The sequence below is a fragment of the Paenibacillus sp. GYB004 genome, assembly GCF_036577605.1.
Lineage (GTDB): Bacteria > Bacillota > Bacilli > Paenibacillales > NBRC-103111 > Paenibacillus_AB > Paenibacillus_AB oceani.
In genome coordinates this window covers 154,776-169,542 of the sequence record NZ_JARBDB010000002.1, presented here as the reverse complement: position 1 = coordinate 169,542, position 14,767 = coordinate 154,776, and the positions used below count along the sequence as shown (strand labels likewise).

Annotated in this window: 13 protein-coding genes and 1 riboswitch; of the genes, 10 read left to right on the top strand and 3 right to left on the bottom strand. The window is 55.9% G+C overall.

Annotated elements, in window-relative coordinates; all coding sequences use genetic code 11:
- Positions 1-221 precede the first annotated feature (221 nt).
- The 5 genes from PV433_RS00795 to PV433_RS00775 all read left to right on the top strand — a co-directional run bounded on the left by PV433_RS00795 (position 222) and on the right by PV433_RS00775 (position 3,551).
- A complete protein-coding gene (locus PV433_RS00795) occupies positions 222-347 on the top strand; it encodes a hypothetical protein (RefSeq protein WP_332070315.1) in 126 nt (41 codons plus the stop codon).
- Between the two features lie 51 nt (positions 348-398).
- Positions 399-1,475 carry a ribosome small subunit-dependent GTPase A gene (gene rsgA / locus PV433_RS00790; RefSeq protein WP_332070528.1) on the top strand — a complete coding sequence of 359 codons (1,077 nt, stop codon included), beginning with the start codon at positions 399-401 and terminating at the stop codon, positions 1,473-1,475.
- Between the two features lie 410 nt (positions 1,476-1,885).
- Positions 1,886-2,332, top strand: a complete 447-nt coding sequence (locus PV433_RS00785) for a universal stress protein (RefSeq protein WP_190928789.1) — start codon at positions 1,886-1,888, stop codon at positions 2,330-2,332.
- Between the two features lie 184 nt (positions 2,333-2,516).
- A complete protein-coding gene (locus PV433_RS00780) occupies positions 2,517-2,639 on the top strand; it encodes a sporulation protein YjcZ (RefSeq protein WP_190928791.1) in 123 nt (40 codons plus the stop codon).
- A gap of 319 nt (positions 2,640-2,958) precedes the next feature.
- Positions 2,959-3,057, top strand: a riboswitch (cyclic di-GMP riboswitch).
- 200 nt (positions 3,058-3,257) lie between these two features.
- Positions 3,258-3,551 carry a hypothetical protein gene (locus PV433_RS00775; protein WP_332070314.1) on the top strand — a complete coding sequence of 98 codons (294 nt, stop codon included), beginning with the start codon at positions 3,258-3,260 and terminating at the stop codon, positions 3,549-3,551.
- 326 nt (positions 3,552-3,877) lie between these two features.
- Here PV433_RS00775 and PV433_RS00770 read toward each other — a convergent pair whose 3' ends face one another.
- The 3 genes from PV433_RS00770 to PV433_RS00760 form a co-directional block, all read right to left on the bottom strand.
- Positions 3,878-4,654, bottom strand: coding sequence for a pirin family protein (locus tag PV433_RS00770; RefSeq protein WP_332070313.1), 777 nt, complete (start codon positions 4,652-4,654; stop codon positions 3,878-3,880).
- Positions 4,655-4,962: 308 nt separating this feature from the next.
- Positions 4,963-5,406, bottom strand: a complete 444-nt coding sequence (locus PV433_RS00765) for a MarR family winged helix-turn-helix transcriptional regulator (RefSeq protein ID WP_332070312.1) — start codon at positions 5,404-5,406, stop codon at positions 4,963-4,965.
- A gap of 76 nt (positions 5,407-5,482) precedes the next feature.
- On the bottom strand, positions 5,483-6,130 hold the full coding sequence (locus tag PV433_RS00760) for a nitroreductase family protein (protein WP_332070311.1): 648 nt from the start codon (positions 6,128-6,130) through the stop codon (positions 5,483-5,485).
- 393 nt (positions 6,131-6,523) lie between these two features.
- On the opposite strand from PV433_RS00760, the gene PV433_RS00755 reads away from it, so the two are divergent.
- The 5 genes from PV433_RS00755 (at position 6,524) to PV433_RS00735 (ending at position 14,718) form a co-directional block, all read left to right on the top strand.
- Positions 6,524-8,038, top strand: coding sequence for a DEAD/DEAH box helicase (locus PV433_RS00755; protein ID WP_332070527.1), 1,515 nt, complete (start codon positions 6,524-6,526; stop codon positions 8,036-8,038).
- 212 nt (positions 8,039-8,250) lie between these two features.
- Entirely contained in the window at positions 8,251-9,588 is a 1,338-nt protein-coding gene (locus PV433_RS00750) for a CapA family protein (protein ID WP_332070310.1), read from the top strand.
- A gap of 20 nt (positions 9,589-9,608) precedes the next feature.
- Complete coding sequence (locus PV433_RS00745; protein ID WP_332070309.1) at positions 9,609-10,244, top strand: fumarylacetoacetate hydrolase family protein; 636 nt, start codon at positions 9,609-9,611, stop codon at positions 10,242-10,244.
- A gap of 306 nt (positions 10,245-10,550) precedes the next feature.
- Complete coding sequence (locus tag PV433_RS00740) at positions 10,551-12,851, top strand: helix-turn-helix domain-containing protein (protein WP_332070308.1); 2,301 nt, start codon at positions 10,551-10,553, stop codon at positions 12,849-12,851.
- A 289-nt stretch (positions 12,852-13,140) separates the two neighbouring features.
- Positions 13,141-14,718 (top strand): hypothetical protein, encoded by a 1,578-nt coding sequence (locus PV433_RS00735; RefSeq protein WP_332070307.1) that lies wholly within the window; start codon positions 13,141-13,143, stop codon positions 14,716-14,718.
- Positions 14,719-14,767: the final 49 nt, after the last annotated feature.

Below are 14,767 nucleotides of genomic sequence, written 5' to 3'. Positions count from 1 at the left end.
CGAGCAGGTGCTGTCCCCGGCGAAAAAACGAATATAACGAAGATGTCCCGTGTACGGGGGACGGATCTGGAATATGATAGAGAGGGCTGCTGATTTCGACGGCGGCTCTTTGTTTTTGGTACAGGGAATGGGGCAAGACGGTATTCTGTTACCGGTGGCTCTCTCCCACAACGAAAATGATTAGTCTGGAATTCAAGCTCCTTATGGAAGGATGATGTTAGATGTTCATGCTGATTGCGGAAAAAGGCGGTTGCGCCTTTGTAGGGGATACGGGTAACAAGTTGGATGGTAAAAACGAAACGGAAATGATCAATACGGCGGAAGCACCGACCATGTATCGCGCTTGATGACGTGGCGGATGCCGCTTCCGTCCATTACGGGAGGAATCCGCATTGAATATGAAGTTGAATACGAATATGAACCGCTTGGGCTGGACGGCTGATAGAGAACGGCAGTTTCGGGAGACCGCGCAGCCGGGAGACGGATTTGGCCGAGTCGCGCTGGAGCATACCCATCTGTACCGGATCTACACGGAACGGGGGGATATGCTGGCGGAGGTGGCCGGCAAGCTGAGACACCAGGCGCAGGGCCGCGGCGATTACCCGGCCGTAGGCGACTGGGTGACGGTCCGGTACCGTGAAGCGGACAACCGGGCGATCATCCATTCGATCTTGCCGCGGACGAGCAAATTTTCGCGGAAGCTGGCCGGCTTCGTGACAGATGAGCAGATCGTGGCGGCTAACGTTGATACGGTTTTTCTGGTTGCTGCGCTGAACCAGGATTTTAACGTAAGGCGGCTGGAGAGGTATCTGATTCTGGCTTGGGAGAGCGGAGCGAATCCGGTCATCGTGCTGACGAAGGCGGACCTGTGCGGTGAAGACGAGAGGCGCGGGAAGGCGGCGGAGGCGGAGCACGTCGCGATGGGCGTGCCGATCTGTACGATCAGCGCAGCCGAAGGGGAAGGGCTGGACAGACTCGCGCCGTATTTCGGCGAAGGGCAGACGGTCGCTCTTCTCGGGTCGTCGGGTGCTGGGAAGTCGACGCTCGTCAACGCCTTGTACGGCGAAGCGGTCATGAACGTGAGGGAGATCCGCGAGGATGACGACAAGGGGCGTCATACGACGACGCACCGCGAGCTCGTGCCGCTGCCGGGCGGCGGCGTGCTGATCGACACGCCGGGCATGCGCGAGCTGCAGCTGTGGCATGCGGACGAGGGGCTTGGCCACGGGTTCCGCGACGTCGAGGAGCTCACGGCGGCGTGCCGATTCGACGACTGCAGCCATGGCAACGAGCCGGGCTGCGCGGTGAAGGAAGCGCTCCGCAGCGGCGCGCTGCCGGCCGACCGCTACGACAGCTACTTGAAGTTGCAGCGGGAGCTTGCCTACTTGGCCCGCAAGGAGGACAAGGCGCTGCAGCTGAAGGAGAAGAAGCGCTGGAAGAAGCTCCACTCGGACATGCGGAAGCATCATTCGTGATGAGTGGTGATGGACGGTGATGAATAGTGATGGATGGTAATGAACGGTAATGAACGATGATGGAGTACGGGGAGCGGATGCGGAGGCGTCTTGATCCGACTGCGGGGACCGCGGCGCCTTGCCCGTGCCAGTTGGGTAGCAGGCATAAGGTCGGCAGAAGCGTGTTCATTCTGGATACATCCGAGTGTGTCCGGCTTGACCGAAAACCGCGGAAAACATTCAAGCTTGTAATCGGAATTCAGGGGACGGCTTAAGTCGGAGCGGATGAAGCGTGACTGTTTCGACCGTGGCATACTGGGGTATAGATGTAGGATGTACTGCAATCGATAGTGATGTTTCTCACAGTGTCCGGACATGACGAGTGGTACGCTGGAGTAAGAACGATCTATCCAACAAAAGAGGTGCTGTATATGCCATTTCAACATGTACTGGTCGCATATGACGGATCGGAGCAAGCCCAGTCGGCGCTCTTGCGCGCAAAGGAGCTCGTTCGCAGCATACCGGGCTCGCGGCTTACGATCGCCCATGTATTCCATTATCCGAACCTGGTCGTAGGCGAAGCGATGATCGCCGCGCCGGTGCGCATGGAGCTGGACGAGTTGTCCGACTCGGAGAGAACGCTGGACGAAGCCAAAGAGCTAGCGACGGATTTGCCGAATGCGGCGACTGCGCTGCTTCAAGGAGACCCGGCGCGCGCCCTGCTCGATTACGCCGAAGAGCTGCAAGCGGATCTGATCGTAATCGGCAGCAGAGGGCTCAGCACGCTGAAGGAGCTGTTCCTCGGCAGTGTCAGCCATTATGTGGTGCAGCATGCGAAAGTCCCCGTTCTTGTCATCAAAAATCCGGACGATCTGTAAGCGGAGTGCCGCAAACCGGTATTGATAAAAAATTACGTTCGCCGGGACATCTGTACAGTCCGTTACCCGCCCCTCCTCATATTGTAGATCGTGTGGTTCATTCATCTCGACTGTCAATCGGGCCGCCCGGCCGGTTGCAACGGATGTCGGCCGCACAATCATGAAATATCGAGGAGGACTGACCATGGGATACGTTGGCGGTGCAGGATGCGGTTGCGGCCCGGGAGTTGGAGGCTTGTTTACTTCGACAGGCGTAATTCTGGTACTGTTCATCTTGCTTGTTATCGTCAGCCGGGCTTGGATCTAAGGGCTGATGGGCAAGCCGGGGAATCGGGTTAACGCCCGATTCCTTTCTTTTTGGAGAGGAACGTGTCCGTTTTTTAGCGGACTGAATCATCTGGCTCCCAGGAAAAACTCATTTTGCGCAGAGCCATTCATCGCGAAAAAGGATAAAAATAGTAACCATATGGAATATACCGGGAATAGTTGTCGAAAAAAAGAAGAAAATTGTAAATAATCGGGGCGTTTTTCCCGGAAATAGGTACAAAGGAGGATGCGAAGAAGGGGCTTCTCCCCTATTCTAAGAAGGAAGACGCGATACATACCATACCTAACTTCGATTACCTCCCGACAAACGGCAAACCCGGCTAAAGCCGGCGACGCAAAGCTAGAGGGGCTAAAGCAGCAGGTCGGAATCGACCTTGCCAAGCCAGCCAGCTGCCGAACGATTTGGATCGGAGTTTTTTGTAATATAGGAAGTTGTGCCAAGCAATTTCTTATGGATAACGGGAGCTTCCAAAGGAACAGCGATGGGCTACGAAGCAGGTCTGCGCTTTTGGGGGATTTTTTTGTATGCCAGGGGTCGGGGAACGGGAGCAGGACCAGTATCGGCTCTTCATCACTTGGGCGAAGGAGCTGAATCATTATGGAGGAACGGCACGCATCGGCGGAGCAAGGGTATTACCTGAAGATGGGGAACGACTTTGTCGGCATGTATCGTTCGAAGGAAGGGCCGAAGCTTTTTTTTAACCGGGACAAGTACCGGCTAAACGATTCGAAGTGGGATGTAGAGCTCGTCGTCGGGCGGCACAACAATCTGTTTATTTTTTATTGGCAGGGCGAGAGGAAGATTTCGTTCCGGTTCAGCAAAAATTTGGATCGGGTCATTCAATTGTACCGGCTGCTTCAAGAATATTTGGCCGCTCCACGGACGGTATAGGAGCGGATCTTCCGGGTCGGCCGTGACGGCCGGACCGTACACGGGATAAAGCAGCTTTCGTGCCATGCGTGGCGCGAGAGCTCTTTATCCCGTTTTTTTCTGCCGCCGCCAGCGCCCGGGTTATGCTTTCCGCCGCCGGAACACGCAGTCAGGGCAGGTCCGCAAGCGTCTCCTGCCTTGACTGACGGCACATCCGTGCATACCGACTCATTTATTTATGAAGTGCAAAGCATACCGGGGTATTGGATTAGGAGTCCGGTTTTCGCAGCTTATGCATGTGAGGCTGCTCGTTGCCGGCTTCGACAGAGAGCCGGTATCCGGTGCGATCAGCGTTTGTTATACAGCGGATAATCGGTTTCCGAAGGCACCTCGATCGCGACGAGTCGCAGAGCTTCATCTGCCGCTGCTCTCACAACGGTTGAGCCGCTCGTCCCGCCAGCGTCCAATACGGCGAAATCTTTGGAATGCAGCGCCGCCGACGCTTCGTCATCGGCCGAACCGAGAGATCCGGTGCCGCGAATCGCCAGAACCGCCATCGAACGTCCCGCCGCCAGCTCCAGCACATATTCGCCGCCTGCCTGTATCGTAATATCCCGCATATGCGCTTCCACCTTCAGCGCTACCGGCGATTGCCCGCCGATGACTTCTTTGACGGTGACGCCCTCGTGTTCTTGAACCGGGAACTGCTCGTGCTCGAATTGGCGATAGGTCGGCTGATCGTAACGTGTTTGGCGAAGATCGGGCTCGAACCAGATCTGAAATCCTTCCATATCCGGTCCGACAAAACGTTCCTCGTGGGAGACGCCCGATCCCGTCTGCATCACTTGCGCTCCGCCGGCCCCTATCGTGCTCTTGGTGCCCAGCGAGTCTCCGTGCACAGCCTTGCCTTGGATCACATAGGTGACAATCTCGAAGGCCTGATGCGGGTGCGGGGGAATATAGCCATCCTCGGGCGTAAACGCCCACGCCCAGTAGAAGAGAGGACCGACACGTTTCACGGCACCGCCTTCACCGGGAAATCCGATCGGCTTCTGCTCGATAATTTTACCTCCGTCAAATGCTCCGGTTCCTTGCTGAGCGGGTGAAAAACGTTGAATATTCATAGCGAATCAGCCTCCATACCTAGAATAATGGCACATACACAACACACTTCGACAAAGACGGATAGGAAATTATATATTATTAAAAATCTTAATTTTAAGTTAAAAGGGTACAAAAAAATAGTATGCCGCAAGTATCTAGCAAACTGGGCTGTGTACGTGACGCTTGCGGCTGGGAGGTCAAACGCCGAATCGGACTTCGGAAATCGGGTCATGCAGGAAACCGAAGCGTTCCAAATGGCTAGCCGACTGCCGTTGCTACCCCGGACGGTTGTCTGACCGCCGGTCTGCCGGTCTGCCTAGCAGGACGCTCACTTGAAGCTATTTTCTGCGGTCAGGCCCAGCTTTTTGAGCAGCTCGGATGCCAGCTTTTGTTCTTCCGGCGTCAACCCGGAAACAGCTTCCTCAATTGCTTTCGTATGCTCCGGAAATGCGTTCTCCATAAACGCTTTTCCTTTCTCGGTAATCTCCGCGTAATAGACCCGCCTGTCTTCCGCACAGGCTACCCGTTCGGCGAGTTCCTTCTTCTCCAGCTTGTCGACAACGTAGGTAATGTTGCCGCTCGTCATCAATACTTTGCCGCCAATCTGCTGCAACGGCTGGCGCCCCTTATGATACAACAGCTCCAGAACGCCGAATTCGGTCCGGTTCAAGCCGTGCCTCCGGATATCCCGGTCGGCGTGCGCGTTTACCCATTGGCATGCTCTGGACAAGACGACGTACAGCTGCAGCGATTCGTTTCTCGGTGGAGTCATATCCCTCCGGCCTCCTTTCGCGGTATAATCGTCGCTTACGTTCCTAGCAGACTCATTATACCACCAGCGGATCGTGTTAGGAATGCGAGTCTGCCGCCCCGAACATCTCGTAGCGGACGAATTCCCCGACCGGTTTCCGGTAGCCCCGCGGCCTTTGGGATGAAGGATCTTCCTTGCCGATCGTGATCATCATGGCAGGCACCCAAGTATCCGGTATGTTTAAAATATCGCTTACCGCATCCGGCTCGAATCCGATCATCGGGCACGTGTCCCAGCCTTTGTCCTTCGCGGCCAGCATGAACAGCATCGCCGACAAGCTTGCGCTGCGGACGGCTTCCTCTCTCATGAAGGTGGCGCCGCGCTGCTCATAGAAGGAAACGGTCGATTCCACGGTGCTGTCGTACTCGCGCTGATCGATGACGCCGAGGTGGAGCAGTCCTTCGTTGATAGGACCGACATTCAGATGGGCGCGCGTATTACCGAGCACGACCAGAACAGCGGAGGCCGTATGAACTTTATATTGCTTATTTGCCGCTTCATATATTCGTTCCTTCCTCGCCGGGTCCCGAACGACGATGTAACTCGTATGCTGCAGATTGAAGGCGGACGGGGCGAACTTGACCAGAGCGAACAGCTCTTCCAGCTCTTTGTCAGGCAACTCGATGCCCGGAATGAATTTAATCGCCGATCTTCTTGATTTGACCAATGCAGGGAAATCGCTCATATGAACCGCTCCTCGTCGCAACTATCATATTTAAGAATCTTAATTTAAAGATATATCACAAAAGCCAAATTGTCAACGATTTTTGAGCAAAGTCGGAGTACGGGGGTTCAGCAGCCGAGACTAGCGGGAGTTCCGCACCGCTCCAAGCTGCCGGGGAGGAGGCGGCGTTGCATGCTGGGGGGTTGCCTCATGAGCGTCGGTCTGCGGTCCGCTCCGCACCGGCCCGGGTGCGGTTATTCGTCGGCGAAAACGAGCCGGTAAGCGCGTCCAGCCGGCTATACAGCGACGTACTCACCGGAGTTGGACGGCGGATGCCGTTTCCCCTATACTTAAATCATCGCTCCTGCAAAGGACAAACTGTATTCGCCGGAAAAGAGGTAGTTGGCTTTGAGTATGAATTTTATGTCGCTCGGCATAGCCGGAAGACTTAACGAAGCACTGCGCAAAGAAGGGCTGGCCGTGCCCACTCCGGTACAGGAGAAGACGATTCCCGTCGCTTTAACCGGGAAGGATGTTATTGTACAAGCCCAGACGGGGACCGGCAAAACGTTTGCGTTTTTGCTTCCGCTCCTGCAAATGATGCGGCCTGGCACCGGTGAGGTGCAAGCCTTGATTCTTACCCCGACGCGCGAGCTTGCCATCCAGATCACCGAGGAAGCGGGAAAGCTGGCTTCGTCGGTCCAAGTGACCGTGCTGCCGGTATACGGGGGGCAGGACGTCATCGCTCAGGCGCATAAGCTCGGTCAAGCTCCGGATCTGGTCATCGCTACGCCAGGGCGGCTGCTCGATCATATACGACGCGGCACGATCGATTTATCGCGGCTCGGGACGTTTGTGCTGGACGAAGCCGATCAGATGCTGCATATGGGTTTTCTGCCCGAAGTGGAGGAAGTGATCCGGCATACGCCGGACGACCGGCAGACGATGCTGTTCTCCGCTACGTTTCCCGAATCGGTCCGGCTGCTCGCCGAACGGTATATGCGAAGTCCGGACGATATCCGGGTACAGGGCCGCGCCGTCACGCTTGATTCGATCCGGCAACTGGTTGTCGAGACGACCGACCGGGCGAAGCGCGATACGCTGCTTCAGCTGCTCCGGCTGTACCGGCCGTATCTCGCCGTTATTTTTTGCCGGACCAAAATCCGCGCCAAAAAATTAACCGAAGCGCTGCTCGCCGAAGGGCAAAATGTCGACGAGCTGCACGGCGACTTGTCCCAGGCGAAGCGGGAGGCGGTGATGAAACGGTTCCGCGAGGCCGGTCTCCAGCTGCTGGTGGCGACCGATGTAGCGGCGCGCGGTCTTGATGTCGAAGGCGTAACCCATGTATTCAACTACGACATCCCTCACGACGCCGAAAGTTATATTCACCGGATCGGGCGAACCGGGCGCGCCGGACAGAAAGGGATGGCGATTACGCTTGCCTCGCCCAAGGATGCCGGGCTTCTCCGGGAAATCGAGCAAGGCATCGGATCAACGCTTGAGCGGATGCAGGCGGATCAGCCGAGCGGCAGCGCCAAGGAGGAGGGGATGCGCCGTCGGGGCAGCGGGTGGCAGTTCGCGTCGGACCGGGAAGCCGGCAGCCGTGCCCCGAATTCGAATCGGGGCGGCAGAGGAGGCGCGCCGTCGAGAGCGGCCGATCAAGGCCAGCGGCGGACCGCTTCAAGTGGGGGCCGGATGGACGCACCGAGGCAGGAGCGCCCTTTTTCCGGCAAACCGGCTCCAACCGCCAGCGGCGGCGAACGGTCTCACCAGTACGGCTCCCGGCCATCGTCGTCCCAGGGCGCGGGATCATCCCGCCATTCTTCGGGTTATGGCGGCGGCGCAGCCAGATCGCCGGGCAAAGATTCGCGCGGCGGCGGGGGCAAGCCGAAACGGAATTCCGGCCCGAGGCGCTCCGGCGGAAGATGAGGGGATCGGCTCAACCCTCGCCTGAAAGCAAACCCTGTGCTGGCAGGCTGGTCATGACGACCGGCCTGTTTTTTTATGCCGGGGAAGGAGAAGTTCTCGGTGGCGGCGGCCCATCCGATTCGCGCGGTTCCCCTTCAATCTTCCCGCAAGCCGACCACGCCGCGTTTCTTTCTGATATAATAGGTTCATAGAAAAGGGGAAAAGGAGCCGATATGGAACAAACGTCCCGGAAAGAGAAATTTCAACGTAAGCGCAGTCATTCGAAAAATAAAAAACGCCGTCGTCTGGCGACTACCGTATTGATCGTATCTTTTTTCACGCTGGCGATCCTGTTCTGGATCACTTATAACAGCGCTCAAAAACAGGAGGCGACTCCTCCGGGGCAAACAGCCAACCCGGGAACGTCGTCGTCCGGCGGTGACGTACCCGCGGGCGGCACCGGCAAGCCTGACCCGGGCGGCGCAAACGTACCGTCAACCGGCACGCCGAAACCCGGCGACACCGGTTCGGCCGGCGGCACGCCGACGGATTCGGGAAAAACACCCGGCACGGGCACGACAGAACCAAGCGGAAGCGCCGGAGCAGGGGCAGGAGCCGGCCAGGACGATCCGAACCGCGTCCAGCTTACGTTCGTCGGGGATGTCATCTTTGCCGACAACGTGGAAGCGACCTTGAAAAGAAACGGCTACGACTACCCGTACAAGAACGTGCAGTCCTATCTGGAAAAAGCCGATCTGACGATCGCCAACCTGGAGACGCCGATTACCGAGCGGGGGACGGCGCAGATCAAGCAGTACGCTTACCGTTCGACGCCTGCGGCGCTTCCCGCGTTCAAGCAGGCGGGTATCGATCTCGTCAATTTGGCGAACAACCATATTCTCGATTACGGTACGACCGGGCTGCTCGATACGTTCTCCCATCTCGACAAAAACGGCATCCGCTGGTTTGGAGCCGGACGGAACGTTACGGAAGCGTTCAAGCCGGTCATTATCGAGATAAAGGGGATGAAAATCGCATTTATCGGTCTGAGCAAGGTGGTGCCGTCAACGGATTGGAAAGCAGGCAAAAATACGCCGGGCGTAGCTGACACCTATGCGCTGACGCTCCCTCTGCAAACGATCGAGAAAGCGAAGAAGGAAGCCGACCTCGTCGTTGTCGTCGCGCATTGGGGGCTGGAGCGTCACGATATGCCGGAGGCGTATCAGAAAGATTACGCCCGTCAGTATATCGATGCCGGAGCCGATCTGATTATCGGCGGCCACCCGCATGTGCTGCAAGGCTTCGAGAATTACAAAGGAAAATGGATCGCCTACAGCCTCGGCAACTTTATATTTACGATGAACGAGGACCCGGTAACGTGGGAGACCGTTATATTGCAAGCCTCCTGCTCCAAGGACGGAGGGTGCGAGCTTCAGGCGGTTCCGGTGCTGACGAAGCTGGCCAATCCCGAGCCGATGGCCGAAGAAGCGGCCGTCAAGCTGTTTAAGCGTTTGACCGATATTTCATTTGGGGCTCAAATTAACAAAGAGGGTATAATAAGTACGAAATAAGATTGACGGGGAGACGACCGATGAGTGCATTCAGCGAGATTAGCAACATTTATTGCGTAGGAAGAAACTACAGATTGCATGCCGCGGAGATGGGCAACGCCGTTCCCGAGCAGCCGATGCTGTTCTCCAAGCCGACCTATGCCTTGGCGCTTATGGATGGAAGCGAGATCGCAGTGCCGGGTAATCGCGGCGAGGTACATTTTGAGGCAGAGGTCGTCATCCGGATCGGCCGCGACTACGAGCCGGGAATGACGGCGGACGAGCTGATCGACGGAGTCGCTTTGGGCGTCGATTTGACGCTGCGCGACGTGCAGAGCGAGCTGAAGAAGAAAGGTTACCCTTGGCTGGCAGCCAAAGGGTTCCGCAATTCCGCTCCGGTATCGGCTTTCCGCCCGTTTCCCGGTGTGAGTTCGTTTGGCTCCGAGCCGTTCGGACTTCGGATCAACGGCAAAGAAGTTCAGAAGGGGAACATCACCGAGATGATCTTCGACATGCAGACGATCGTCGACTTTTGCGCCGAGCATTACGGCATCGGACGCGGAGACGTTCTGTTCACCGGTACGCCGGCAGGAGTCGGAGCGCTGGCTGACGGCGACCGGCTGCAGTTGGTTTACGGAAGCGAGATATGGGGAGAAAGCGTCATCCGTCTCCGTTAACGAGAACCTATCGGAAGGAGGGCCACACGGTCCTCCTTTTCTAACCTTCCATCGATGTCGGAATAACTCGAATAAGGACCGATTAAGGCGAAATTAGTTGTACGTTCAGCCTTCCCGAAGGTATAATACAAGTATGTGACAAGCTGGCGGACGGCAGGTGCTTGATGCAGCGGAGTACAGGTGAGCTCCGCCGGTCAAGCGGCCAACGGCAAGCAAGCAGCCCCATCTTTGTGCCGGTGCTGCTGTAAGCGTTTTAATTTTGATGGTAAAAACATCTAAGAAATAATGGATCAAGGGGGTGCGGGGATGAGCGGCAAGCAATCCGGAAAATTTGCCAAAGTGACGTTCACGTTTCAGCGGAAGCTTCTTCTGTATTCGCTGTTTGTAAGCATCATCCCCGTTCTGATCGTCGGTTTGCTTTCCTCGTATATCGCTTCGCGAAGCATCCAAAGCGAGGTCAACCAAAACCATAAATATATGCTTAATCAGATGCAGGTGCAGCTCAATCAATTTACGAAAAGTCTGCAAACCTCATCGATTTATATCGCAACGAATCTGGCGGTTGAGAAGTCGGTACGCGACGGTCCGGGAATCGATAACTTGAGCGCCTCTCTTGAAATGAACGAGACGATCCGCCGGATCCGCAGCACCTCGCCGGTCGAATACAGCAACGTCTCGCTAATTTATAAACATTTCAACAATTTTATCTATTCGAACCAGTATTCCTCGGAGCAGACCGCCATGTTCCGATTGACGACGATTCTCGAAAAAATGAACCCGCGCGAAAACGAGCCCTTTTTCGTTCCGGCGAATACGTTCGACGATCAAACCGACCTGTTGTTGTTCCGTCCGGTCCCGATTCAATCCAACTACAATGAGGGCGTTCTCGTGCTTCACGTGAAGCCGGAGAAAATACTGGAATTCGTCGGCTCGGTCGAACATGGATACGGCAGCCGGGTGCTCGTCGCCGACGAAAAAAACCGGATCGTCATCAGCTCGGAGCAGGGGGAGATGGGCAAAACGCTCAGCGAAGTGATCCGCTACGAAAGACGAAACGGCGGTAAAGATCCGTCCGACCAGGTGGAGATCGAAGGGATCCGCTACAAAATTCAGACGTCGACGCAGAACAGCTGGACCTATATCGCTATATCGCCCATGAAGCAGCTTACAGCGCAGTCCGATCGCATCCGGCTTACGACACTGATTGTAGTTGGGGTGGTCGTGTTATTGTGGGCGACTGTCGCCACTGTCGGCTCGAAGCGGATGTACGATCCGATTCAGCGCTTGTCGGAACGGTTCGTTCCACGTAGCCGCCACGAAAAGAATCGGGGCGACGGCCTCGCCGTAATCGGAGCGTTCATGGAGCAGTTGTCCGATACGAACCGGCAGCTCAGCTACAAGCTCAGCGAGCAGTCTCCCTACCTGAAGCAGGGTGTTTTCCAGCAGCTGCTGCGCGGGGAAATGTCGGAGCGCGAGCTGGCGATCGCCGCTGATCATGCGAATTTGAAGCTGGACGGGGATTCGGTGTTCGTCTGTGTGGCTGAAGCCGACGATATCCCCGAATTTCACCGCACCTACCGCGAGAAAGACCGGGCGCTCATCCATTACGCTCTGCTTAAAATGATGGAGGAGACGTTCCAGGGCGTACCTTTTTGCTCCGGCTTCACGCCGAAAACGGGCCAGGTCGTGCTGCTTGTCGGCATGCACTCGGACGGTGAGGAAGCGATGGCATTCCTGAAGCAGCGTGCGGACGATACGAGACGCCATGTGCGGGAATATTTCCGCTTCGCGATCAGTGTCGCCGTTGCCAATCCGCTGCCCGCCTTTACGGAAATCGGCCGCGGCTACGACGAAGCCGTGGCGCTGCTCAGCCACCGGTTTATGCTGGGCGAAGATATTACGATTTCCGCCGAGCAGGCGGACGAGCGGCTGATGAGACTGAACCGCGAGACCGGCGAGATTCAGAAAAAGATCGTGCACCACGTGCTGCACGGCAATCTCGACGATTCGCGCCGGCTGCTGGCCCAGCTTGTCTCCGAGCTGCCGAAGTCGCAGATGAATCCCGAGACGGCCAAAGGGTTGTTCTCCTACATGCTGGGCGAGCTGGATTATATGCTGCAACAGACCGGTATTGACCTTCAGCATTCCGAAGGGATCGATTTCTACCGCAAGCTGCATGAGCTTCGTTCACTGCCCGATCTGGAGCGGTGGCTGGCGGACGAGCTGTTTCCGGCGGTCAAGGAGCAGCTGCTCAAGGAAGCGGTATCCAAGCAGACGAAGACGGTCCGCGAGGTGATGCATTATGTTCGGCAATATATGGACGAAGAGATGACGCTGCAAAAAGCGGCCGATCATTTTCAGCTGTCCGTGTCGTATTTGAGCAAAATATTCAAGGACGAGTCCGGCGTCAACTTCAGCGAATTCGTGCTCGATCTCCGGATGGGCAAAGCCCGCGAATGGCTGGAGCACTCGGATATGCCGATCAAAGAAATCGCAGCGAAGATCGGCTATGCCAGCGTCCAAAACTTTAACCGTATTTTCAAGCAGTGGAGCGGAGTGCCTCCCGGCGAGTACCGCAAGGAGAGGCGTCACGCCTCCGGTTCTTGAATGAAATGAATCCATGCCGCCCGTTTCCGGAAGAACCGCGCTTGAGCTATACCGCGAATCGTGAACCTCCATCAGATCCTGCATCCTTGGTTACCACATTCGCCGGTTGGCCGCAAGCAGCGGTTCTTTCTGCTTGATAGAGCTGAATCGTTATCTTTTTTTGGCCTGATCTTTATCGTTATTTTAGATCCGGAAATCCAAACAAAGGAGCATTGCACGATCATGCAAACGGTTTCATTATAGAAGGCGGAGGGGGCTTCCCTACACAAAGAAAAGGAGCGTGTAATACATGAGCAAAGCGAAAAAGACGTTAGCTTCCGTGTTCGCTGTATCGCTCGTAACGGCAAGCGTGCTGGCCGGCTGCGGAGCCAAAGAGGAGAAAGGGACGGGAGCTGCGGACGGCAATGCGGCAAACACTCCGAAAAACCTGAGCATCCTAACGAGTCACGCCAATGCGAAATACGCCATGCAGGCGAAGGACGACGACCAGTACATTAAGGAATTGTCAAAACTGTCCAACTACAATCTGAAATATGAGTTTCTCGGCCACGGCAACGACTTTACCCAACAGATGACCGTACGTTTCGCCTCCGGCGAATTGCCGGACATGATCCGGACCGACAGCATCAATTCGACGATGCATCCGGGCGCTCTGGAGAAAAACGTATTTGAGGATCTGACGCCGCTTATCGAGAAATACGGGCAAAACCTGAAGAAAAAAATACCCGAGCAGGCGTGGAAAAGTCCGAGAGTCAGCAAGGACGGCAAAATTTACGGCATACCGTCGCTAGCGGCGCTGCCGGCGACTCGCGTCGTGTATATCCGTCAAGACTGGCTGGATAAGCTCGGCATGCAGCAGCCGAAGACGGTCGACGAATGGCTGAAATATTTCGAAGCGGTCAAAAAGGAAGATATGAACGGCAACGGCGATCCGAACGACGAGTACGGCTTCTATGTCCGGGAGAACCTGATATACTCCAACCTGTTCTTCTCCGAATTCGGCGCCGATCCGAACGCCTGGTACTTGAAAAACGGCCAATTGCAGCCCGGTATGATCCAGCCGGAAATGAAGGACGCCATCAAGTTCTGGAAGAGCCTGTACGACAAAGGCTACATCAACCCGAACCTGTTTACGAACAAAGGCGCCGATTGGATGGGCGGCATTAAGCAGGGCAAGGGCGGAGCCTGGATTCACGACGTAACGAACTACAATACGGACTGGAACGTGGCGAATTTCGTTAATGAGAAAAACGTCAAGCTGTCGATGATCGAGTCGCCGACTGGCGATAAAGGTAAGGGACTGTCTCCGCAAGGCGATCAGATCGGCTACGTATGGGTCGTGCCGGCGAAGAACAAAAAAGCGGAAGACGTCATCAAGTTCCTCGACTGGGTATGGTCCGACGCTGCAGAAGAATTTTTCGCTCTCGGCATCAAAGATTACAACTACAAAATTGAAAACGGCAAGCCGAAATGGGATATGAACGACCCAGTCAATAAGGAAAACGACGCTTCCGTCTTCTACCAGCTCTCGATCAACCCACGCGGCGACGGCCGGATGCTGGACAAAGTGCTCGAAGTATCGCCGAACACCGAAGCTATCAAAAACGGCATCAAGATTGCCGAGAAAAACATATTTAAAAACGACGCTTTGCACATGCCGACTCTGCAAAGCCTGAAAACAAATCCGGAACTGACTGTAGGAACCGGAGCAGGAACGCTGTTCCTGGATATGTTCGCGAAGGTGATTACCGGCAAGGAAGATGCGGACAGCGCCTTCGACAAATTCGTAGCGGAATGGAAACGCCGCGGCGGCGAAGCAGCGATCAAGGAAGCGACCGACTGGTATAACGCGTTCAACAAAAAATAATGGCGGTGCGCGGGAGACGCCGGCCGGGCAAAAGCCCGGCTGGCTGGCC